This window comes from Pseudomonas sp. C6002 (genome assembly GCF_013385805.1).
GTDB lineage: Bacteria > Pseudomonadota > Gammaproteobacteria > Pseudomonadales > Pseudomonadaceae > Aquipseudomonas.
Genome location: NZ_JACAPH010000009.1, coordinates 234770 through 254944, shown reverse-complemented (window position 1 = coordinate 254944; position 20175 = coordinate 234770). Strand labels below are relative to the sequence as shown.

At 60.9% G+C, this 20175-nt stretch carries 19 protein-coding genes; 10 read left to right on the top strand and 9 right to left on the bottom strand.

Annotated elements, in window-relative coordinates; all coding sequences use genetic code 11:
- The first annotated feature begins 111 nt into the window (after positions 1-111).
- Complete coding sequence (locus HX817_RS04945) at positions 112-1359, top strand: OprD family porin (RefSeq protein ID WP_177039888.1); 1248 nt, start codon at positions 112-114, stop codon at positions 1357-1359.
- A gap of 20 nt (positions 1360-1379) precedes the next feature.
- Positions 1380-2990, top strand: coding sequence for an argininosuccinate lyase (locus tag HX817_RS04940; protein WP_177039887.1), 1611 nt, complete (start codon positions 1380-1382; stop codon positions 2988-2990).
- Between the two features lie 137 nt (positions 2991-3127).
- On the opposite strand, the gene HX817_RS04935 is transcribed toward HX817_RS04940, so the two are convergent.
- Complete coding sequence (locus HX817_RS04935) at positions 3128-4360, bottom strand: cation:dicarboxylate symporter family transporter (RefSeq protein WP_177039886.1); 1233 nt, start codon at positions 4358-4360, stop codon at positions 3128-3130.
- A 118-nt stretch (positions 4361-4478) separates the two neighbouring features.
- On the opposite strand from HX817_RS04935, the gene HX817_RS04930 reads away from it, so the two are divergent.
- Complete coding sequence (locus HX817_RS04930) at positions 4479-5393, top strand: LysR family transcriptional regulator (protein ID WP_003207349.1); 915 nt, start codon at positions 4479-4481, stop codon at positions 5391-5393.
- A gap of 14 nt (positions 5394-5407) precedes the next feature.
- Here the strand turns inward: HX817_RS04930 and HX817_RS04925 are convergent, their stop codons facing one another.
- Complete coding sequence (locus HX817_RS04925; protein WP_087692424.1) at positions 5408-5737, bottom strand: DHCW motif cupin fold protein; 330 nt, start codon at positions 5735-5737, stop codon at positions 5408-5410.
- 141 nt (positions 5738-5878) lie between these two features.
- Between HX817_RS04925 and HX817_RS04920 the strand changes: the two genes are divergently transcribed.
- The gene (locus HX817_RS04920) at positions 5879-6367 is read left to right on the top strand and encodes an HIT family protein (RefSeq protein WP_003207341.1); all 489 of its coding nucleotides are present in this window, start codon (positions 5879-5881) and stop codon (positions 6365-6367) included.
- Between the two features lie 165 nt (positions 6368-6532).
- On the opposite strand, the gene HX817_RS04915 is transcribed toward HX817_RS04920, so the two are convergent.
- The 6 genes from HX817_RS04915 to HX817_RS04890 all read right to left on the bottom strand — a co-directional run bounded on the left by HX817_RS04915 (position 6533) and on the right by HX817_RS04890 (position 12808).
- Positions 6533-7009 carry a GNAT family N-acetyltransferase gene (locus HX817_RS04915; protein WP_177039885.1) on the bottom strand — a complete coding sequence of 159 codons (477 nt, stop codon included), beginning with the start codon at positions 7007-7009 and terminating at the stop codon, positions 6533-6535.
- Positions 7010-7026: 17 nt separating this feature from the next.
- Positions 7027-7524 carry a GNAT family N-acetyltransferase gene (locus HX817_RS04910; RefSeq protein WP_134326384.1) on the bottom strand — a complete coding sequence of 166 codons (498 nt, stop codon included), beginning with the start codon at positions 7522-7524 and terminating at the stop codon, positions 7027-7029.
- 27 nt (positions 7525-7551) lie between these two features.
- Positions 7552-9042, bottom strand: coding sequence for an aldehyde dehydrogenase (locus HX817_RS04905; RefSeq protein WP_177039884.1), 1491 nt, complete (start codon positions 9040-9042; stop codon positions 7552-7554).
- Positions 9043-9081: 39 nt separating this feature from the next.
- A complete protein-coding gene (locus HX817_RS04900) occupies positions 9082-10461 on the bottom strand; it encodes an APC family permease (protein WP_023658770.1) in 1380 nt (459 codons plus the stop codon).
- A 120-nt stretch (positions 10462-10581) separates the two neighbouring features.
- Positions 10582-11964, bottom strand: coding sequence for an aspartate aminotransferase family protein (locus HX817_RS04895; RefSeq protein WP_008435341.1), 1383 nt, complete (start codon positions 11962-11964; stop codon positions 10582-10584).
- Positions 11965-12010: 46 nt separating this feature from the next.
- Positions 12011-12808: a helix-turn-helix transcriptional regulator gene (locus HX817_RS04890; RefSeq protein WP_102370257.1), complete on the bottom strand. Its 798-nt coding sequence runs from the start codon at positions 12806-12808 to the stop codon at positions 12011-12013.
- A gap of 195 nt (positions 12809-13003) precedes the next feature.
- Here HX817_RS04890 and HX817_RS04885 point away from each other — a divergent pair, with 195 nt between their 5' ends.
- The 4 genes from HX817_RS04885 to argE are packed head-to-tail and all read left to right on the top strand — an operon-like array spanning position 13004 to position 16606.
- Positions 13004-14335 carry a flavin-containing monooxygenase gene (locus HX817_RS04885; protein ID WP_371316561.1) on the top strand — a complete coding sequence of 444 codons (1332 nt, stop codon included), beginning with the start codon at positions 13004-13006 and terminating at the stop codon, positions 14333-14335.
- Positions 14336-14359: 24 nt separating this feature from the next.
- On the top strand, positions 14360-14770 hold the full coding sequence (locus tag HX817_RS04880; RefSeq protein ID WP_003207327.1) for a RidA family protein: 411 nt from the start codon (positions 14360-14362) through the stop codon (positions 14768-14770).
- Between the two features lie 16 nt (positions 14771-14786).
- Positions 14787-15464 carry a DUF1028 domain-containing protein gene (locus HX817_RS04875; protein ID WP_003207324.1) on the top strand — a complete coding sequence of 226 codons (678 nt, stop codon included), beginning with the start codon at positions 14787-14789 and terminating at the stop codon, positions 15462-15464.
- Positions 15461-16606: an acetylornithine deacetylase gene (gene argE, locus HX817_RS04870; RefSeq protein WP_102606138.1), complete on the top strand. Its 1146-nt coding sequence runs from the start codon at positions 15461-15463 to the stop codon at positions 16604-16606. Before HX817_RS04875 ends, argE begins: the two co-directional genes overlap by 4 nt.
- 118 nt (positions 16607-16724) lie before the next feature.
- On the opposite strand, the gene HX817_RS04865 is transcribed toward argE, so the two are convergent.
- Positions 16725-17636, bottom strand: coding sequence for a LysR substrate-binding domain-containing protein (locus HX817_RS04865; RefSeq protein ID WP_003210159.1), 912 nt, complete (start codon positions 17634-17636; stop codon positions 16725-16727).
- A gap of 251 nt (positions 17637-17887) precedes the next feature.
- Here HX817_RS04865 and HX817_RS04860 point away from each other — a divergent pair, with 251 nt between their 5' ends.
- Positions 17888-19303: a cytosine permease gene (locus HX817_RS04860; RefSeq protein WP_008435358.1), complete on the top strand. Its 1416-nt coding sequence runs from the start codon at positions 17888-17890 to the stop codon at positions 19301-19303.
- A 221-nt stretch (positions 19304-19524) separates the two neighbouring features.
- Complete coding sequence (locus tag HX817_RS04855; protein ID WP_177039883.1) at positions 19525-20016, top strand: GNAT family N-acetyltransferase; 492 nt, start codon at positions 19525-19527, stop codon at positions 20014-20016.
- The last annotated feature ends 159 nt before the right edge of the window (positions 20017-20175 follow it).

The following is a 20175-nucleotide window of genomic DNA, read 5'->3' as shown; positions in this document are numbered from 1 at the left end:
TATATTTTCAATCTGCAATACAACTCGTTAGCCTGCGCAAGCCGGACGCGTCTCCCTGTCGCCGTCCGGCCAGATAATTCTAAAAATAAGCAGCAGACAACGGGAATAACAATGAACAAATCCCCCATTACCCTGGGCTTGACTTCGGCCACCCTCGGTTTGACCCTCGCCTTCCCAACCTTTGCCGAAGCTGACTTTTTCAAAGACAGCAAGGCCGACCTCGAATTTCGCAACTTCTACTTCAACAGCGATTACCGCCAGCCCAACGCGAGCCAGTCCAAGCGCGATGAGTGGGCCCAAGGGCTGATCCTCAATTACCAGTCGGGTTACACCGAAGGCCTGGTGGGCTTTGGCCTCGATGCCATCGGCCTGCAGGGTTTGAAACTGGACTCAAGCCCCGACCGCCAAAACACCGGCCTGCTCCCCGTGGGCGAGGATGGCGCACCGGACAGCTACAGTCGAATGGGCGCCACCGCCAAGGCGCGGATCTCCAAAAGCGTGCTCAAATTCGGCACGCTGATCCCCAAGCTGCCGACCGTACTGCCCAACGATGGCCGGCTGCTGCCCCAGACCTTTCGCGGCACTCAATTGACCAGCCAGGACATCGCCGGCCTGACCTTCGATGCCGGGCGCCTGACCAGCAACACCCTGCGTAACGACAGCGGCCATGCAGACATCGAAGTCGACGGCAAAGGCATCAAGGGCGCCGTGCCCAGCGATAAATTCGACTTCGCCAGTGCCAGCTACAGCTGGACCAAAACCCTGGTCACCGGCTACCACTACGCCAACCTCGAGAACAACTACAAGCAACACATCTTCAACCTGGTCCATACCCTGCCACTGGGTGACGCGCAGTCGTTCAAGACCGACCTGCGTTACGCCGACTCCAGCAAGGAAGGCAACAGCAACATCGACAACCAGGCCTTCGGTGCCAAGTTCACCTACAGCCTCCACGGCCACTCGTTCGGCGCCGCCTACCAGCGCATGAAAGGCACCACCGGCTTCCCCCACCTGGACGGTACCGACTCCTACCTCGTCAACTACGTGATGATCTCGCCGGACTTCGCCAACCCCGAGGAAAAGTCCTGGCAGGCCCGCTACGACTATGACTTCGCCGCCCTCGGCATCCCCGGCCTGACCTTCATGACCCGCTACCTCAAGGGTGACAACTTCGTGCGTACCCGAAGCCTGGAAGGCACCGAGTGGGAGCGCAACACCGATATCGGCTACGTGTTCCAGAGCGGTGCCCTGAAGAACCTTGAAGTGAAATGGCGCAATGGCACGTATCGCAGCAATGGCAGCGGCAGCGATATCGACCAGAACCGCTTTATCGTCAGCTACACCCTGCCCTTGCTGTGATTTTTCCCGGAGCGTTGCACATGAATAGCAGAAAAAGCCTGATCCACCTGGCCGTCGCCTTTGCCCTGTTCAGCAGTTACGGCGCCTACGCCGCCGACACCGGCGCGTTGCCCTGCAAAACCACCGAAGAATGCGCCGCCCAGGCGGCCAAAGTCGGCGCCACGCCGGGCTCCTCGCAAAGCGCCCACAAGGCCAAGGGCGACCCGACCCAAACCCAGTTCGCCTGGTTGAACCGCATCAACAAAGCCTCGATCGTGATGCTCACCGAAGAAGGCATCGTCAAGCCGGACATGGGCCACAAGATCGCCGGCGGCGTGCGCTTTGCCATCGACCAGGCCGACCAGCCCGATGGCAAGCGCCCGGAAGACGTGCTGCAACTGGAAAAAATCATGACCGACAAGATCGGTCCGGAAGCGTCGCTGATCCACTCCGGCCGCAGCCGCCAGGACATGCTTGCCACCTACCGCCTGGCCAAACTGCGCTCCCAGGTGCTGGCCTACAGCGAGGCACTGAACGCCACCCGCCAGCGCATCCTGAACATCGCCGACAAGAACATCGACACCCTGGTGCCCGCCTACACCAACGGCGTGCAGGCCATGCCCATCAGCTATGCGCACTACCTGCTGGCGTTCGAAGCCGCATTTGATCGCGACGGCCAACGCATCCGTGAACTCTACACTCGCCTCAACCTGAGCCCGATGGGCACCGCGGTACTGGCGAACTCCGCTTACCCGCTGAACCGCGAACGCCTGGCCGAGTTGCTGGGGTTCGACGGCGTGCGGGAAAACTCCCTGGATTCGAGCCAGGTGTCGACCTACGACATCCCGATCGAGGCGGCCAACCTCGCGGCGTCTTCGGCGATCCGCATCGGCGCGATGATTGGCGATATCCATACCCAGTACCATCAGATCCGCCCCTGGTTGCTGCTGGACGAAGAGTCCACCTACACCAGCAGTGCGATGCCGCAAAAGCGCAACCCGGGGTTGTTGATGCGCACTCGGGAATCGGCCTCGGACGTGGTGGGCCTGGCGCAAACCGTGACCTTGCGCGCGCATAACGTCACCACCGGCATGACCGACTACAAGTTTGCGTTCGATTCATTGGGGCTGTTCCAGTCCACCGATGACATGTTCAAAAGCATGGATGCCGTGCTGGATGCGGTGCAGATCAACCCGCAGCGAGCGCTGGATGAGCTGGAGTCGGAATGGACCACGTCCATGGAGTTGGCCGACACCCTGGAGCGTCAGTTCAAGGTGCCGTTCCGCATTGGCCACAGCTTCGCCTCGTTGATCGTCACCGAGGCGCGCAGCAATGGCACCACGCCGAAAACCTTCGCGTATGCGGACGCGCAGAAGCTGTACACCCAGGCCGCGGACAAATACAAATGGACGCCGAATACGTTGCCGCTGGATGAGGCCGGTTTCCGGGCTGCACTGTCGCCGACCACGATGGTCAAGACTCGCAAGGGTACGGGTGGGCCGCAGCCGGAAGAGGTCAAGCGGATGCTGGTGGAAGCGCGCAAGAATCTCGACGCGGACCAGAGTTGGTTGAAGGAGCGTCGTGAGAAGCTGAAAGGTGCTGAAGGCAACCTGGACAAGGCCTTCGACAAGTTGCTCAACGCCAAGGGCTGAAATGCGATCTGAATGTGGGAGCGGGCTTGCCCGCGATAGCGGAGTGTCAGACAACAGATTTATCGACTGACATACCGCTATCGCAGGCAAGCCAGCTCCCACATTTGATCTGCTTTTACCTGAGGAATGTGCTCGGCTCAGTGATTCAATTCCCGCTTCAACACCTCATGGTCAATCGACTTCTGCCACCCGCATATCGCCAGGCACGCCACGCAATTGCCCAGCACATTGGTCAACGACCGACACTTCATCAGCCGCTCCACTCCCAACAACAAACCCACCCCTTCCAGCGGTACCAGTTGCAGGATGTTCAAGGTGGCGATCAAGGTAAACAGCGCCGAGCCCGCGACACTGGTAGACCCCAGCGACGTGAACAGGCAGATCACCAGCACCGCCAGCAACTCGGGTACGGCAATCTCCACTCCGGCGAGGTGCGCCAAGAACATAATGGCAGTAGTCAGGTAAAGATTGGTACCGGCCAAGTTGAACGTATACCCGGTGGTCAACACCAGGCGCACTAATTGGCGATCACAGCCCAGCGCCTCAAGTTTGCTGACGCAACCTGGAAGTGCGGCCACTGAAGAGCCGGTGAACGTCACCAACAACAACTCTTCTTTCAAGTAAGCAATTAGCCGGCTCAATTTAACGCCGAGCAGGCGGGTAATCGTGGCGAACACTAGAATGACGAACACCGCGCAAACCAGGTAAATAACAACAATGAACTTCAAGAGCGGCAGCACCGAACTTAAACCGTACTTTCCCACCACAAATGCCATCGCCCCAAACGCCGCCAGCGGTGCGAACTTCAGGATAAACCGCAGCAACCAGAACAACCCGGCGACCGCCGCTTCCAGCCAACCGAGGCAGCGGTTTGCGACCTGGCCGCCACGCCCCAGCAGCAGGCCGCACAGCACCGCCACCAGCATCACCTGGAGCACCAGGCTTTGGGTGAAAACCTTGTAAAGGCTGGACGAAATCGAGGTCATCGACAGCTCGTGCAACAGCGTTTCGGGCGCAGCAGGCGGTGTCAGATGATCAAAATCCAGGTTGGCCACTGCCGTATGATCCAGGCTGAACAACCACCCCGTCGACATTCCCAACACCAATGCAGCAAGGGACATCAGCTGGAAATACACCACGATCCGCCCCACTACATGCCGATGGTGGGGCTCGCGCTTGATACTTGCGACACCGGTCGACACCAGCACAAACAACAGAAATGGCATCAGTAACCCGACCACTTTTATAAAGGCGTCACTGAGCAGCTTCATCTCGACTGCCACGCCCGGATAAAAAAGCCCCAACACCATGCCAAGAGCAATGGCAATCAAAATAGGCAAGGTGGCGTTATTCGAAAATCGGGTCGACATCAATGCTCCATGGTCTTTTTATTTATTGTTATTGTCGGATCAGGCCACTTTCGGCATATTGGTCGCCAAGGCGCATTCAGGCCACAAATAATAAAGTCTTGTCACGGGATATACCACCATGGAACTTCGCCATTTACGTTATTTCATCATGGTGGCCGAAGAGCGACATTTCACCCGCGCCGCCGCTCGCCTGAACATGCAGCAGCCGCCCCTCAGCCAACAGATACGTGCCCTCGAACAAGAGCTGGGATTCGACCTGTTCAAGCGCCACCCCAAGGGCGTCGACCTGACTGCCGGCGGGCTGGTGTTTCTCGATGAAGCGCGAGTGATCCTCGCCCGCGTCGAGCAAGGTTCCCTCAAGGCGGCTCGCGCTGCCCAGGGTATCGAAGGCACGTTGGTCATTGCCTTCACCAGTTCCGCCGCCGCCCACCCGCTGATCCCGCGAATCATTCGCGCCTACCGCGAGCAATACCCGGGCGTGGAGCTCTCGATCAACGAAGGCAGCGCCCGGGAAGTCACCGAAGACACCATCGAAAAACGCATCGACATCGGCATCCTCCGCGCACCGGTGGGCGACCACCAGAGCCTCACGTTCCACCGATTGCTCAACGAAGAAATGCTGCTGACCCTGCCCGTCGGGCATGCGCTGCTCAAGGGCGCCGAGCCAAAAATCACCATGGCCGACCTCAAGGACGAACGCTTCATCCTGGTCCGCCGCCCCGGCGCGCCGGGGATGTACGCCAACCTGATCAAGGCCTGCCAGAACGCCGGCTTCGAGCCGAAGATTGCCTTTGAAGTGGAGCGCATGCTGACCAACGTCAGCCTGGTGGCCGCAGGCGAAGGCATCTCGGTGGTGCCGGCGTCGATGCGCGACGTGCATCGCGAAAGCGTGGTGTACTGCCGGATCAGCGATGCACGGCCAAGGTTGCTGGCACCGATCACCCTGGTGCGGCGCGCGTTCAATCCGTCGACGCCGTTGCAGAATTTCATTGGGCTGGCGCGGGAGTTGGCGGGGGTTTATCGCAAGGGTTGAAGGGCGATGGAACGTCAATCGACCACAAATAACTTTGCGCCAATGGCAGTGGAGGAACGATGCCCCTCCATGTCATTGCCCACCTGATAACTCATCCCGGCAGTCAGCGTGAACTGCCGGCCATCCTCCAGCTCGGTATGCAACTCACCTTCCAGGCACAGCAGGATATGCCCGCGCCAACACCAGTGATCAGCCAGGTAACCGGCGCTGTATTCGACCATGCGCACGCGGGTTGAACCGAACTGGCAAGTGCGCCAATACGCACTGCCGGTTTCGCCGGGATGCATCACCGGCTCGAGGGTCGACCAGTCGGTGGTGCCAAAGGGGATTGCGGTCAGGTCCATGGTTTTCTCGGCATTGAATAGGTATGGATGAACCGTATCTATAAGGTGAATGCCGCGATAGAGACAGATCCGCTGCATTTGCGGGATACAGGGCGATGACTCTTGGTATCCTGCCAAGCCTCTTCGCATGGAAGCCCGTCGATGAAGATCGATCCATCCTTTGTTGTGCATGAGACCGAGCACTGGCTGCTCAATCATCACCTGTCATCCGCACTGCCGGGCTACCTGATGCTGGGTGCCAAGGCGCCGGTTGACTCACTGGCCGAGATGCCCGATGCGGCGCTCGCGGAGCTGGGTGGGTTGCTGGCCAAAACCCAGCGGGTCATGGAGGCTCAGTTGAAGCCCAAGTGGCTTTACATCAGCCGGTTCGGGCATATGCCGGGCTTCCCGCTGCACTTTCATTTCATACCGGTGTATGGATGGGTTGAAGCGCTGTTCTGGCAGGATGAGCGCTATCGGGTGTTGCAGAATTTCGGGACGCAGCAGAAGGCTACCGACGGTGCGGAGCTGACGCTTTTTATCTGGCGGGAGTTTGGTGAGAGCCCTACGCCGCCGGTGGTTCAAGGAGCTTCGGTGAGCGAGGTGATCAGGTGTTTGCGTACGGAGTTCAATACCCAAGACGACACATGACCTGTGGCGAGGGAGCTTGCTCCCGCTGGGCTGCGCAGCAGCCCCAAGAAGGTCAGCGAGTTCTTTCAGTCAGATTGCGCTGGCTTTATTGGGGTCGCTTCGCGACCCAGCGGGAGCAAGCTCCCTCGCCACAGCAAGCCCCCTCGCCACAAGGTTTTGGGTGGGTCAGCGAACATTGTAGAGGTGTTTGCGCATAGGAATACAGGCCAGTTGCAACCCCGACGGCGAATGATAGATGGCCTGCTCGGTCCCCACATACCCACACCGTCGATAAAAATCCGCCGCGTTCAACGTCGCGTCCAGGATCACTTCCTCGATCCCCAATTCCTGCGCCAACGCTTCCAGATACGCCAGTATCTGCTTGCCAATCCCGCGTCCGGTAAACCCGGGCAGCACAAACAGCGCACCGATTTCGTTGTTCGCCAGATCCAGCATGCCGGTGGCCACAGGTTCAGCGTTCACGCAGCCCAGGTAAAAATGCTTGTCCATCAGCGTGTCGTAACCGTCCTTGGCTGCGCCTTGCGTCCACAACATCATCTGCTCGGACGTATAGGCGCCGATGCATTGACTGCGTATGGCCAACAGGCGAATGTCGAAGGCTGCCTGTGCATCTTCCAGCGTGGCGCGTCGTATCTCGAGCATCTGTCCCTCCATGGACGTCAGGCGTTCTCGTCACCCGGTCGGGTAAACGAATAGCGATCAATATCGGTCCTCAGCTGCCAGCCCTGGCCCTGCCAATAACGGGCAGCGCTGTCGTTGGTCTTGAACACATCCAGGTGGCATTTGCGGATGCCCAATTGCGCCAGGCGGGTGAGGCAGCGCTCAACCAACGCGTTCGCAATACCCTGGCGCCGATACGCGGGCAGCACCAGCAAGTGCTGCAAATACCCGCGCCGGCCATCGTGCCCGCACATCACGCACCCAACCAGCCCCCCGTCGACCTCGGCGACGAAACTCATGCCTGGATTGCGCTCCAGGTAACGCTCAGTGGCCTCGCGGGAGTCGGCATCGCGCAGGGAGATGCCAGGCGTTTTCTGCATCAGTTCGAGCACGGCGTCGTAGTCGGCAGTGCTCATTACGCGAATAGTGACCATGGTGTTCAAAGCCCTCTGGGTTCGCGCTGATTTTGCCTGTAGTTGTGCCGGCCGCGCACGCATAAATACACGACCGGATAACCGCTTGAGTCAACGCAGCTGAAACCAGGTGGTTTTCAGCTGCGTGTACTTGTCAAAAGCGTGCAGCGACAAATCACGCCCGAACCCGGATTGCTTGCCACCACCGAACGGCACCGCCACATCCAGGGCGTCGATGGTGTTGACCGACACCGTCCCGGCATTCAGGGCACGGGCCACACGGTGCGCACGGTTGAGGTCATCACTCCAGACCGAGGCCGCCAGGCCGTAGAGGCTGTCGTTGGCCTGCTGTATCGCCTGCTCTTCCGTGTCGAAAGCGCTGACGGCAAGCACCGGGCCGAACACTTCATCACGGGACAGGGCCATGTCGCGGGTCACGTCGGCAAAAATGGTTGGCTGGATGAAGTTGGAGGAGCCATTGATGGCCAACTGTTCGCCACCGCACAACAGCCTGGCACCCTCCCCCTGGGCCTGGCTGATGGCGTGCATGATGCGTGCGGTTTGCTGACTGTCGACGATGGCCCCGGCCGCACTGCCGGGGTCCAGCGGATCACCCGGCATCCAGGCGCGCGACTTGGCGATCAGGCGCTCGACGAATTCGTCATGGATGGAGCGTTGCACGTAGAGACGGGAGTTGGCCGAACACACTTCGCCCTGGTTGAAAAAGATGCCGAAGGCGGCCTTCTGCGCCGCAAGGTCAAGGTCCTGGCAGTCCTCAAACACCAGGTTCGGGCTCTTGCCGCCACACTCCAGCCACACCTGTTTCAGGTTGGACTGGGCGGAATACTGCATGAAGTATTTGCCCACCTGAGTGGAGCCGGTGAACACCAGGCAATCCACGTCGGGGTGCAGCCCCAGGGCCTTGCCGGCACTTTCGCCGAGGCCGGGCACCACATTCAACACACCTTCCGGGACACCGGCTTCCAGGGCAAGCTGGGCCAGGCGCAGGGCAGAAAACGGCGACTGCTCGGCAGGTTTCAAGACCACGCTGTTACCGGCCGCCAACGCCGGCGCGAGTTTCCAGGCGGCCATGTCGAGCGGGAAGTTCCACGGCACCACCGCCGCGATCACCCCCAGTGCTTCACGCGTGATGGTTGCCAACGCGTTGTGAGCGGTGGGCGCGACTTGATCGTAGAGCTTGTCGAGGGCTTCGCCGTACCAGGCAAACACATTGGCGGCGCCGGGCACGTCAACGTTGTAGGCGTCCATCACCGGCTTGCCCATGTTCAGCGAATCGAGCAGCGCCAGTTCCTCGCGGTGGGTCATCAGTAATTCGGAGAGCCTGATCAAAATTTTCTTGCGCTCCACCGGCGGCATCCGTCGCCAGGGGCCGGTCTCGAAGGCCTGGCGTGCGCTGCGCACGGCCAGGTCGACTTCTGCGTCACCGCAGGCTGCAACCCGCGACAGCAACTGCTGGGTCGCAGGGTTAATGGCATCGAAGGTCGCCCCGGATGCCGCATTCACTGAGCGGCCACCGATCAGGGCGGTGTTGATGAACGTCTGGCGGGCAACACGCTGTTGCCAGTAGTTAAGGTCGAACACGTTGTACTCCCAACGAATGGCGATGGATAAAAGAGGGGTTCACTCGGCGATCTGCAGTTCCGGCATCTTCACGCGCAGCCCCCGCGTGATGCCCAGCAGGCACAGGAGCCCAAGTCCCATCCAGCACAGGCCGATGGTGAACGACAGGCTGGAAAGGCTGCTCCATAGCCAGATCGTGCTGAGGAACCCCAGCGCCGGCACAACGGCGTACAGCAAGTAGTTCCTGGTACCGCGCAACTTCTGGTCGACCAGGTAGTGCTTGATCACCGCCAGGTTTACCGCCGAGAACGCGAACAGCGCACCGAAGCTGATCATGTTGGCGACGGTATCCAGCGTGATGAACAAGGCAATCAGCGAGAACAGGCTGACCAGCACGATGGCCGTGGCGGGCACGCGCTTTTTCGTCACCAGCTTGCCGAGCACACGGGGCAGCGCGCCGTCACGCCCCATGGCGAACAGCACCCGCGACACACTGGCCTGGGAGACCATCGCCGAGGCGAAGCAACCGGCGACATAGGTTGCGGTAAAGGCGGTCACCAGCAGTTCGCCGCCCACCCGGCGCATCACATCCACCGAGGCGGCATCCGGGTCGACGAAGCTGTTCCATTGCGGGAACACCATTTGCGCGAAATACGAAACCAGCAGGAACAGCAGGCCGCCGAACAGCGACACCACCATGATCGCCAACGGGATGGTGCGGCGTGGGTTGGGGGTTTCCTCGGCCATGGTCGACACCGCATCGAAGCCAAGAAACGACAGGCACAGCACCGCGGCGCCCGCCATGATCAGCGGCGCGCTGAAGCCTTCATGGTGGAATGGCGCCAGCAGCGACACGGGTGCGGACTGCTCGCTGAGGGTGTGCACCGACAACGCCACGAACACCACGATGAACACCAACTGGGCGACGATGAGTATCCAGTTGACCCGGGTGATGGACTCGATGCCCACCAGGTTCAGCGTGGTCACCAGGGCAATCGAGCCGAGCACCCACACGGCGGTCGGCACCCCGGGAAAATACTCGGACATGTAGATGCCGATCAGCAAATAGCTGAGCAACGGCAGGAAGATGTAGTCCAGCAACAGGGTCCACCCGGCGATGAAGCCGAAGTAGGCGCCAAACGCCTTGCGGGTGTAAGAGTAGACCGAGCCCGAATAGGGATGCGCCTGGACCATGCGCCCATAGCTGTAGGCCGTCAGCAGCATGGCGGCGAGAGTCAGCATGTAGGCGGTCGGCAAGTGGCCCTTGGTCATTTGGGTCACCAGCCCGTAGGTGGTAAACACCGCCAGCGGCACCATGTACGCCAGGCCGAACAACACCAGCCCGATAAGACCCAGCGGCTGACGGAAGCGGCGGGACGAGGCGGCTTTGGGTGAGGATTGATGAGCGGGTGTATCGGTCACGTTTGTTATTGTATTCATGGGTGACTCCTGGAAATGGGGATGCAGGGCGTCGCGGCATTCGATGGCATCGATGCCGTTCAAGCGTTGCCTGATGGAGATTGCGCACCACCCCTCACTTGGGGCGGCGCGCAGGTCACTTCAGAGTTTTCCCGCGATCCGTGCGGTGCGATCCACGGCGATGCGGGTCTTTTCAACCAGCTCGTCCAGCTCAGTGCGCGTGGCCACCAGTGCCGGTGCCATGATCATGCGGCCCAGCGTCGAGCGAATGATTACGCCCTCTTCGAAACCAAACGTGCGGCACTGCCAGGCCAGGTCGTTTTCGTTCTCGAAGCGCTTGCGGGTGCTCTTGTCTTCAGCAAACTGCAAGGCCGCGAGCAAGCCCGTGCCCTGGATCTCGCCGATCATCGGGTGATTGCCAAACACTTCATGGAGGATTTTTTGCAGGTACGGTCCGGTGTCGTTCTTCACCTGGCGCACGATGCCTTCGTCCCGCAGCGCCTTGAGGTTGGCCAGCGCCACCGCCGCCGCCACCGGGTGCCCGGAATAGGTCAGCCCGTGGGCAAACACGCCGCCGCGCTCCACCAGCGCATCGGCCACGCGCTTGCTCAGCACCAGGCCACCCATCGGCAGGTAACCGGAGGTCAGGCCCTTGGCGATGGACAGGGTGTCGGGCTCGAAACCGAAGTGTTGATGGGCGAACCATTCGCCGGTACGGCCAAAGCCACCAATCACCTCATCGGCACACAGCAGCACATCGTATTGCCGGCAAATGCGCTGGATCTCGGGCCAGTAGCTTTCCGGCGGGAAGATCATGCCGCCCGCGCCCTGGAACGGCTCGGCGATAAACCCGGCGACGTTTTCAGCGCCCAGCTCGAGGATTTTCTCTTCCAGCTGCAAGGCGCAGCGGCGGCCGAACTCGGCAGGCGTCAGCTCGCCGCCATGGGCGTACCAGTAGGGTTCGTCAATGTGTGCCACGTCGGGAATCAGGCCGCCCATCTCGTGCATGAACTTCATGCCGCCCAGGGCAGACGCCGCCAGCGTGGAGCCGTGATAACCATTCCAGCGCCCGATCATGATTTTTTTCTGCGGTTGGCCGACCACTTGCCAGTAACGGCGCACGGTACGGATCAGTACTTCGTTGGCCTCGGAGCCGGAGTTGGTGTAGATCACGTGGCTGTAGTGGCCCGGCAACAGGCTGAAGAGCAACTCCGACAACTCGATCACCGCCGGGTGGGTGGTGTGGAAGAACATGTTGTAGTACGCCAACTGGTCCATCTGGGCGGCAGCGGCAGCGGTCAAGTCCCTGCGACCGTAACCCAGCTGGGTGCACCACAGGCCCGACATGCCGTCCAGGTAACGCTTGCCTTCGCTGTCCCACAGGTAAAGGCCCTCACCGCGCACCATCACCCGCGGGCCTTCGGCATTCAGCGCTTTTTGATCGACAAATGCATGGATGTGGTGGGCCGCATCCGACTTCTGGTAGTCCTCGGTCAGGCGGTTCAGTTGGGCGGGTACGTTCATGGTATTTCTCTCTTATTAGTAATGACGCAAGGGCGAGCAACGCCGCTCAGCGGTGCTTGCTCATGTAGCTTTCGAGGGGATCTTTGCTCAGCACTCCCTGGGCTTCGGCCAGCGAATCGATAAACAGGGCAAACAGTTCCGATTGCGCGCCGATATCGAGCTTGGTGTAGATGTGCTTGCGGTGGGACTTGATGGTGTCTTCCGAGACGTCGAGGCGTTCGGCCAGCGAACGGGTGGAATGCCCGCGCAGGATCAGTTGGGCGATCCGGCATTCCCGCTCGGTCAATATCGACGAGCCGAAGTTGTTCAGCGCCGAGTGAATGCGCTGCTCCAGCAGGTTTTCGAATCGCGCCCCCTGGGCATCCAGGCCAACGAAATGCTTGCCCAGCACCGCCAGCACCCACGGCGCGATGCGTTTGAATTGCCCGGTGGTGGTGGCGTCGAGCTTTTGCGTAAAGGCCAGCGACACCGCCAGGCTCGAGCCGTTGCTCGACTGCAGGATGTAGTTCAGTTCATCCTCCAGATGGGAGTGCCGGTAAAACGACTGGAAGTATTCGCTGAGCTCGAAGTGATCGGGGGCGACCTCGGCCAGCTCGTAACACCCGGAGCTGACGCCCTCCACACAGGCCCCGTAAAACGGGTCGAGCAGATAAAACCCCGACAGGTACTGGCGCACATTGCCTTGTGGCAACCATGGCCCGTCCAGCTCGAACAGCGCACTGGGCATGCCGCCGCGCGGGTAGAAATACAGCGTGGTGGCCTGGATCGGCTGGAGATAACCGAGAGCCTCGAACAAGGTCGCGGCGAACCCCGATTGCCCGATGCTATCGGTCACCCGGGCCATCTGTTCGAACCATTGCGCAGAAGAAAGCCGGTCGTTTTCCACTTCAAACACTCGCTGAAAGAACTGCAAGGATGGTTGCACACCCGCTCCATCCTCGAAATCACCCGATAGGGTGAGCCTGCATCCGATATTTATGCTCACTTCCCAGCTTAATAATATTTTATTAAAAACCGCCCTCCCCCTAGCCTTGAAGCCATGCCCAAGCTGAATCCAACTGCATTACGCAAGGACAGACACATGACTCAAGCAATAACAAAAACAGACACGCTGGTGGTGGGAGCCGGTCAGGCTGGCGTCGCCATGAGCGAGCACCTGAGCAAGCAAGGCGTGCCGCACCTGGTGCTGGAGCGCAGCCGTATCGCCGAGCGCTGGCGCACCGGCCGCTGGGATTCGCTGGTCGCCAACGGCCCGGCCTGGCATGACCGTTTTCCGGGCCTGGCCTTCGATAACGTCGCCCCCGATGGCTTTGCGCCGAAAGAGCGTGTGGCGGACTACTTCGAAGCCTATGCACGCAAGTTCAATGCACCGATTCGCACCGGCGTCGACGTGACCTCGGTGGTGCGCAATGTAGGTCGCCCAGGCTTCACCATCCACACCAGCGAAGGCGTGATCGAAGCCAACCGCGTGGTGGCGGCCACCGGGCCGTTCCAGAAGCCGGTGATTCCGGCGATTGCCCCTCAAGACAGCGCGCTGCACCAGATCCACTCCGCCGACTACCGCAACCCCGCGCAACTGCCGGCCGGCGCGGTGCTGGTGGTGGGTGCGGGTTCCTCCGGGGTGCAGATCGCCGACGAACTGCAACGCTCCGGGCGCCAGGTGTACCTGTCGGTGGGTGCTCACGACCGCCCACCGCGGGCCTATCGCAACCGCGACTTCTGCTGGTGGCTGGGCGTGTTGGGTGAGTGGGACCAGGCCGCGATGAAACCCGGCCGCGAGCACGTGACCATTGCGGTGAGCGGCGCCCACGGCGGCAAGACCATTGACTTCCGCGAGCTGGCCCAACAAGGCATGACCCTGGTCGGCCTGACCCAATCCTTCAACGGCAGCGTTGCGAGCTTCCAGCCCAACCTGGTGGAAAACCTGGCCCGCGGCGATGAGAACTACCTGGCCCTGCTGGATGCGGCGGATGCCTATATCGAGCGCAACGGCCTCGACCTGCCGCCAGAGCCCGAAGCGCGTCGTGCGTTTCCCGATGCCGAGTGCATCAAGCACCCGATCCTGGAACTGGACCTGGCCAAGGCCGGTATCACTTCAATCATCTGGGCCACCGGCTTTGCCGTGGATTACAGCTGGCTGAAGGTCGATGCATTTGACGCCGCCGGCAAGCCGCAGCACCAGCGCGGCGTGGCCAGCGAGTCGGGCATCTACTTCCTCGGTTTGCCATGGCAGTCGCGCCGGGGCTCGTCGTTTATCTGGGGGGTGTGGCATGACGCCAAGTACGTGGCCGACCATATCGCCATCCAGCGCCAATACCTTGAGTACCGCGAACCCACACCGGTTGTTCACACCTCACCTGTCAGCGCCTGATCACTTTTTTCTGGAGTTTTTTTGATGCCTACTCACACTCGCATCCGCATGTTCAACACCAAGGAAACCTACCCTAACCAGAGCCTGGACAATGACCTGTGCCAGGCCGTACGCGCCGGCAACACGGTGTATGTACGGGGCCAGGTGGGCACCGATTTCGACGGCAACCTGATCGGCCTTGGCGACCCGCGCGCGCAAGCCGAACAGGCAATGAAAAACGTCAAGCAACTGCTGGAAGAGGCCGGCAGCGACCTGAGCCACATCGTCAAGACCACCACCTACCTGATCGACCCGCGCTACCGCGAGCCGGTGTACCAGGAAGTCGGCAAGTGGCTCAAGGGCGTGTTCCCGATCTCCACCGGGTTGGTGGTTTCGGCCCTGGGCCAGCCACAGTGGCTGATGGAAATCGACGTGATTGCAGTTATCCCCGAGTAACCCAAGGAGGCACGACATGACCTTTTCAATCGTCGCCCGCTGCGCGGAAACCGGCCAGATGGGCATTGCCATTAGCTCATCGAGCATCGCCGTGGGCGCCCGCTGCCCATGGCTGCGGCCCGGCGTGGGTGCGGTCTCGACCCAGAACATCACCCTGCCCGCCCTGGGCCCGGACGTACTCGATCTATTGGAGCAAGGCCTTGCCCCTGCCGATGCCGTAGACAAGGCCCTGACCCGCAACGGCTACAGCCAATACCGGCAACTGACGGCGATTGATCACCTCGGGCGCACGGTGCATTTCAGCGGCAACGAAACCCTTGGCACCCACAATGCGGTGTCGGGCGAACAGTGCGTGGCCGCCGGCAATATGCTCGCCGACCGCGCGGTGATCGAGGCGATGGTCAAGGCCTTCGAGCAAGGCGAAGGCCAACTGGCAGACCGCCTGCTGGCCGCGATGCATGCAGCCATTGCCGCCGGGGGCGAAGCCGGGCCGGTGCATTCCGCCGCGCTGGTGGTGGTGGGCGAGCTGACCTGGCCGATCATCAACCTGCGGGTGGATTGGGCCGACGAGCAGCCGATCGCCGAGCTGCAAAAGCTCTGGGACGCCTACCGTCCACAGGTGCAGGACTACATCGACCGCGCCCTCGCCCCGGACCGCTCCCCTGGCTACGGCGTGGCCGGAGACGACCGATGAGCACCAGCCGCGAACTGCTGCAGGCGCTGGTGGGGTTTGATACCACCAGCCGCGAATCCAACCTGAAGCTGATCGAGTTCGTGCGCGATTACCTGGCAGGGTTCGGCGTGCCTTGCGAGTTGATCTACAACGATGAGCGCAGCAAGGCCAATCTGTTCGCCACCCTCGGCCCGGCGAATGTGCCCGGGATTGTGCTGTCGGGGCACACCGATGTGGTGCCGGTAGATGGCCAGCCGTGGACGTTGCCGCCGTTTGAGTTGACCGAACGCGACGGCAAGCTGTTTGGCCGGGGCACGGCGGACATGAAGGGCTACATCGCCTGTGTACTGGCGCTGGTGCCGGCCTTGGCAAGCGCAGACTTGCGCATGCCGGTGCACATCGCCCTGTCCTACGACGAGGAAGTCGGCTGCCTTGGGGTGCGTTCGTTGCTCAAGGTGCTGGAACAATGGCCGGTGAAACCGCTGCTGTGCATTATCGGCGAGCCCACCGAGTTGAAGCCAGTGCTGGGCCATAAAGGCAAGCTCGCCATGCGCTGTGAAGTGCATGGCGAGGCCTGCCATTCGGCGTATGCGCCCCAGGGCGTGAATGCGATCGAGTATGCGGCCGAGTTGATTGGTGAGCTGGGGCGAATCGGCCAGCGGCTCAAGGTGCATCAGGACGAGCGCTTTGACCCGCCGTTCAGCACCGTGCAAACCGGGGTGATTTCCGGAGGCAAGGCGTTGAATATCGTGCCTGCCGATTGCCGTTTTGACTTTGAAGTGCGCGCCCTGCCCTCGATGGACCCGGGTGAAGTGGCCGAGGAGCTGCAAGCCTATGCGATGCAGCAGGTGTTGCCGCGGATGCAGGCGGTGAGCCGGCAGAGTGCGATTCGCTTCAGTGAGTTGTCGGCGTACCCGGGGCTGGCCACCGACCAGCGCAGCCAGGCGGCGGAGCTGATTGCGGCGTTTTGCGGCTCGCGGGAATTTGGCACCGTGGCGTTCGGGACCGAGGGTGGGTTGTTTGATGCGGCGGGCATTCCGACGGTGGTGTGCGGGCCTGGGAGCATGGACCAGGGGCATAAGCCGGATGAGTTTGTGAGTGTTGCGCAACTGAAGGCTTGCGATGCCATGTTGTTGCGCATGCTCGACTCGATTCGCGCCTGAAACGCGGGCCAAATGTGGGAGCGGGCTTGCTCGCGAATGCGGTGTGACAGTCACCCGATGTATTGACTGATCCACCGCTTTCGCGAGCAAGCCCGCTCCCACATTTTTAGTTCTGTGTCTAACCTAACAACCGCGCCAGCTCTTCCCGGCAATACTCCACAAACAACTGCACCGGCTTGGTCAACGGCGCCCGCCGCAACCACACCGCCGACAACCCCGACCCCGTCACCGTCTCCGCCAACGGCACGCACACCAGCTTCTGCCCGTCATAGGAATACGGCGAAAACGGCTTGGTCACCAGGATCGAAAACCCGAACCCGCGCCCCACCATCCCGCGCACCATCTCGATCGACGGCGAACTGAAGACAATATTCGGCGTCAGCCCACGCTCTTCAAAGATGCTCACGAAGTACGTCCGGCTCGGCAGCACATCCAGCAAAATCATCGGTTCCAGCACCAAGTCCGCCAACGACACCTTGGCCTGCTGCGCAAACCGGTGATCCGCCGGCAGCAACGCATAGGGTTGCTGCGGCGGCATCAGCGGCGTGGTCTCGATGGCGCTGCCCAGGTCATGCTCAAACAGCATCGCCACATCGATACTGCCGGCCGTCAGCGCCTGCACCAGTTCCTGTTGTTCGCCATCGCGCAGACGGATTTCCACCCCCGGCCAACGCTCCCGGAAACCGGCAATCAAGCGCGGCAAATACAGCGGTGCCACGGTTTCGAAGCAACCGATATCGATCTGCCCCGCCACCACGTCATTGTCTGCCAGGGCGTTCTGCTCAAACTCATGGGCCACCCGCAGCAGCTCCAGGGCCTTGCGATAGAACCGCGCACCGCTCGGCGTCAGTGACACCCCTTGGGCGTGATGGCGGATAAACAGCTGCACACCGAAGCTGTCTTCCAACTGCTTGATGGCCGTCGACACCGACGGTTGCGCGATATAGAGCTTGCGCGAGGCCTCTGCCACGCTGCCGCACTCGGCCGTGGTTACAAAATATCTGAGCTGGCGCAGGTTATAGGCAGCCATCGGGACCTCCATAAACGTGGGATTTCGCCCCAAACAAGTGCGTGAAAATCGGCCTTTTCACACTGATTCAAGTGCATGCAACATACCGGAGCAAAAAACCCCGCGAGATATTATTTTTAAGGTCTATAGCAACAAACTTACTAATTTACCTCCCTGTGACCATTGCACATGATCACTCCAACAACAAAAGCGACGCACACGCGCCGCCCAGCGAAGTACGTCAACGTACTCACCTTGCCTTGGAGCTCGTCATGGTTACCACTGCAACATCCTCCGCCCCGCTTATCGAAAAACACACGATTGGATACGTGCCCCCGGAAGATCGCCACGGAAAGGTAAGAGACCTGTTCACCCTGTGGTTCGGCGGCAACATCGCGCCGTTGCCCATCGTCACCGGCGCGCTGGCCGTGCAACTGTTCGGCCTGAACCTGGTGTGGGGCATCATCGCCATCCTCGTCGGCCACCTCGTCGGCGGCGTGCTGATGGCGCTGCACTCGGCCCAGGGCCCGCAGATGGGCATCCCGCAAATGATCCAGAGCCGCGCCCAGTTCGGCTCCCTCGGCGCACTGCTGGTGGTGGTGATCGCCGGCGTGATGTACATCGGCTTCTTCGCCTCCAACATCGTATTGGCGGGCAAATCCCTGCACGGCGTCGTCGACGTGATCCCGGTACCGGTAGGCATCGTCATCGGCGCCATCGGCTCGGGGATCATCGGCATCATCGGCTACCGCTTCATCCACGTCCTCAACCGCATCGGCACCTGGGTGCTGGGCGCGGGCATCGTGCTGGGGTTCGGCTACATCTTCACCCATGTGCAGACGGCCGACTTCCTGACACGCGGTAACTTCAACATCTCCGGCTGGCTGGCCACCGTGTCGCTGGCCGCGCTGTGGCAGATCGCGTTTGCGCCGTATGTGTCTGACTACTCCCGCTACCTGCCGGCGGATGTGCCGGTGGCGTCGACCTTCTGGACCACCTATCTGGGCACCGTGCTCGGTTCCAGCCTGTCGTTCATCTTTGGTGCGGTTGCGGTACTGGCTACGCCGGTGGGCATGGACACCATGGACGCGGTCAAACTGGCGACCGGCTCCATTGGACCGCTGATGCTGTTGCTGTTCCTGCTTAGTGTGATCAGCCACAACGCGCTTAACCTGTACGGTGCGGTGCTGTCATTGATCACCCTGGTACAGACCTTTGCCTACCGCTGGATCCCCACCGCCAAGGCGCGTGCAGTGATCTCGGTGCTGGTGCTGGCGGCGTGCTCGATTGCGGCGGTGTTTGCGTCAAAGGATTTTATCGGGCACTTCGTGGACATGGTGCTGGTGCTGCTGGTGGTACTGGTGCCGTGGACGGCGATCAACCTGATCGACTTCTATGCAATCCATAAGGGCAAGTACGACATCGGTTCGATCTTTCGCGTGGATGGCGGGATCTACGGGCGCTACAACCCTCAGGCGCTGGTGGCCTATGCGGTGGGGATTGTGGTGCAGATTCCGTTTATGAATACGCCGCTGTATGTCGGGCCGATTTCGGCGCATATCAACGGGGCGGATTTGTCCTGGTTGGTGGGGTTGGTGGTGACGTCGCCGTTGTATTTCTGGTTGGCGAGTCGGGACAGTGCGTATAAGCGTCGGTTGGAGGGGGGGAAGTTGGTGGGTGGGGTTTAATAGAGCCTGGCTCAGTTACGAGAAAACCCGCATTTGCGGGTTTTCCAGTTATCCGGCTTGGCGAATATTGATGGTGCCAGGAAGGCCGCCATCGCGGCCTCGCTAAAGCTCGACGGCTCCCACAGGGGGTCGGTGGTGTGAGTGGGTTTTGTGTTCGGCGGTGCTGTCGGGGTGTTCTTTCTTTATCATGGGGGCCGTCGTTCAACTTCTCCGGTAACCCAATGCCCGCCCTCACCTTCCGTAACGCCAACCCCGCCGACGCCAACCGTTGCTACGAAATCGAAATCACCGCCTACGAAGGCGACGAAGCCGCGACCCTGGAAAAGATCGCCACGCGCATTGCGCTGTACCCGCAAGGCTTTCTGATCCTGGAGGCGGATGGTGTTGTGGTCGGTTTCATCAACTGCGGTTGCGCCGATGAAGTGGTGATGTCGGATGAGGCCTTCAAGGAGTTGGTCGGGCATTCAGCCGATGCGCCGAATGTGGTGATCATGTCGGTGGTGGTGGATCCCGCCCAGCAAGGCAAGGGCTACTCCACGCGCTTGATGACGGAGTTCGTGCAGCGCATGCAGGCGATGGGCAAGAAGACCATTCACCTGATGTGCAAGGACCGCCATGTGGAGCTGTATAAGCGCATGGGCTATCGCTATGTGCAGCCGTCGGCGTCGGACCACGGCGGGATGGCGTGGCATGAGATGGTGATGGATATCTAGCCATCACACTTCCCCCTGTGGCGAGGGAGCTTGCTCCCGTTGGGGTGCGAAGCGCCCCTGATTCAGTGGATACGGTTTTTCAGAGACCTGGTGACTGGTTTTGGGGCTGCTGCACAGCCCAACGGGAGCAAGCTCCCTCGCCACAGGGAAAGCATTTGC

What these genes read in the sequence shown, in the direction of transcription:
- HX817_RS04945 (WP_177039888.1), top strand. Translation starts at nt 112, where the DNA reads ATGAACAAATCCCCCATTACCCTGGGCTTGACTTCGGCCACCCTCGGT.
- HX817_RS04940 (WP_177039887.1), top strand. Translation starts at nt 1,380, where the DNA reads ATGAATAGCAGAAAAAGCCTGATCCACCTGGCCGTCGCCTTTGCCCTG.
- HX817_RS04935 (WP_177039886.1), bottom strand. Translation starts at nt 4,360, where the DNA reads ATGTCGACCCGATTTTCGAATAACGCCACCTTGCCTATTTTGATTGCC.
- HX817_RS04930 (WP_003207349.1), top strand. Translation starts at nt 4,479, where the DNA reads ATGGAACTTCGCCATTTACGTTATTTCATCATGGTGGCCGAAGAGCGA.
- HX817_RS04925 (WP_087692424.1), bottom strand. Translation starts at nt 5,737, where the DNA reads ATGGACCTGACCGCAATCCCCTTTGGCACCACCGACTGGTCGACCCTC.
- HX817_RS04920 (WP_003207341.1), top strand. Translation starts at nt 5,879, where the DNA reads ATGAAGATCGATCCATCCTTTGTTGTGCATGAGACCGAGCACTGGCTG.
- HX817_RS04915 (WP_177039885.1), bottom strand. Translation starts at nt 7,009, where the DNA reads ATGCTCGAGATACGACGCGCCACGCTGGAAGATGCACAGGCAGCCTTC.
- HX817_RS04910 (WP_134326384.1), bottom strand. Translation starts at nt 7,524, where the DNA reads ATGCGTGCGCGGCCGGCACAACTACAGGCAAAATCAGCGCGAACCCAG.
- HX817_RS04900 (WP_023658770.1), bottom strand. Translation starts at nt 10,461, where the DNA reads ATGAATACAATAACAAACGTGACCGATACACCCGCTCATCAATCCTCA.
- HX817_RS04895 (WP_008435341.1), bottom strand. Translation starts at nt 11,964, where the DNA reads ATGAACGTACCCGCCCAACTGAACCGCCTGACCGAGGACTACCAGAAG.
- HX817_RS04890 (WP_102370257.1), bottom strand. Translation starts at nt 12,808, where the DNA reads ATGGCCCGGGTGACCGATAGCATCGGGCAATCGGGGTTCGCCGCGACC.
- HX817_RS04885 (WP_371316561.1), top strand. Translation starts at nt 13,004, where the DNA reads ATGCCCAAGCTGAATCCAACTGCATTACGCAAGGACAGACACATGACT.
- HX817_RS04880 (WP_003207327.1), top strand. Translation starts at nt 14,360, where the DNA reads ATGCCTACTCACACTCGCATCCGCATGTTCAACACCAAGGAAACCTAC.
- HX817_RS04875 (WP_003207324.1), top strand. Translation starts at nt 14,787, where the DNA reads ATGACCTTTTCAATCGTCGCCCGCTGCGCGGAAACCGGCCAGATGGGC.
- argE (WP_102606138.1), top strand. Translation starts at nt 15,461, where the DNA reads ATGAGCACCAGCCGCGAACTGCTGCAGGCGCTGGTGGGGTTTGATACC.
- HX817_RS04865 (WP_003210159.1), bottom strand. Translation starts at nt 17,636, where the DNA reads ATGGCTGCCTATAACCTGCGCCAGCTCAGATATTTTGTAACCACGGCC.
- HX817_RS04860 (WP_008435358.1), top strand. Translation starts at nt 17,888, where the DNA reads ATGGTTACCACTGCAACATCCTCCGCCCCGCTTATCGAAAAACACACG.
- HX817_RS04855 (WP_177039883.1), top strand. Translation starts at nt 19,525, where the DNA reads ATGCCCGCCCTCACCTTCCGTAACGCCAACCCCGCCGACGCCAACCGT.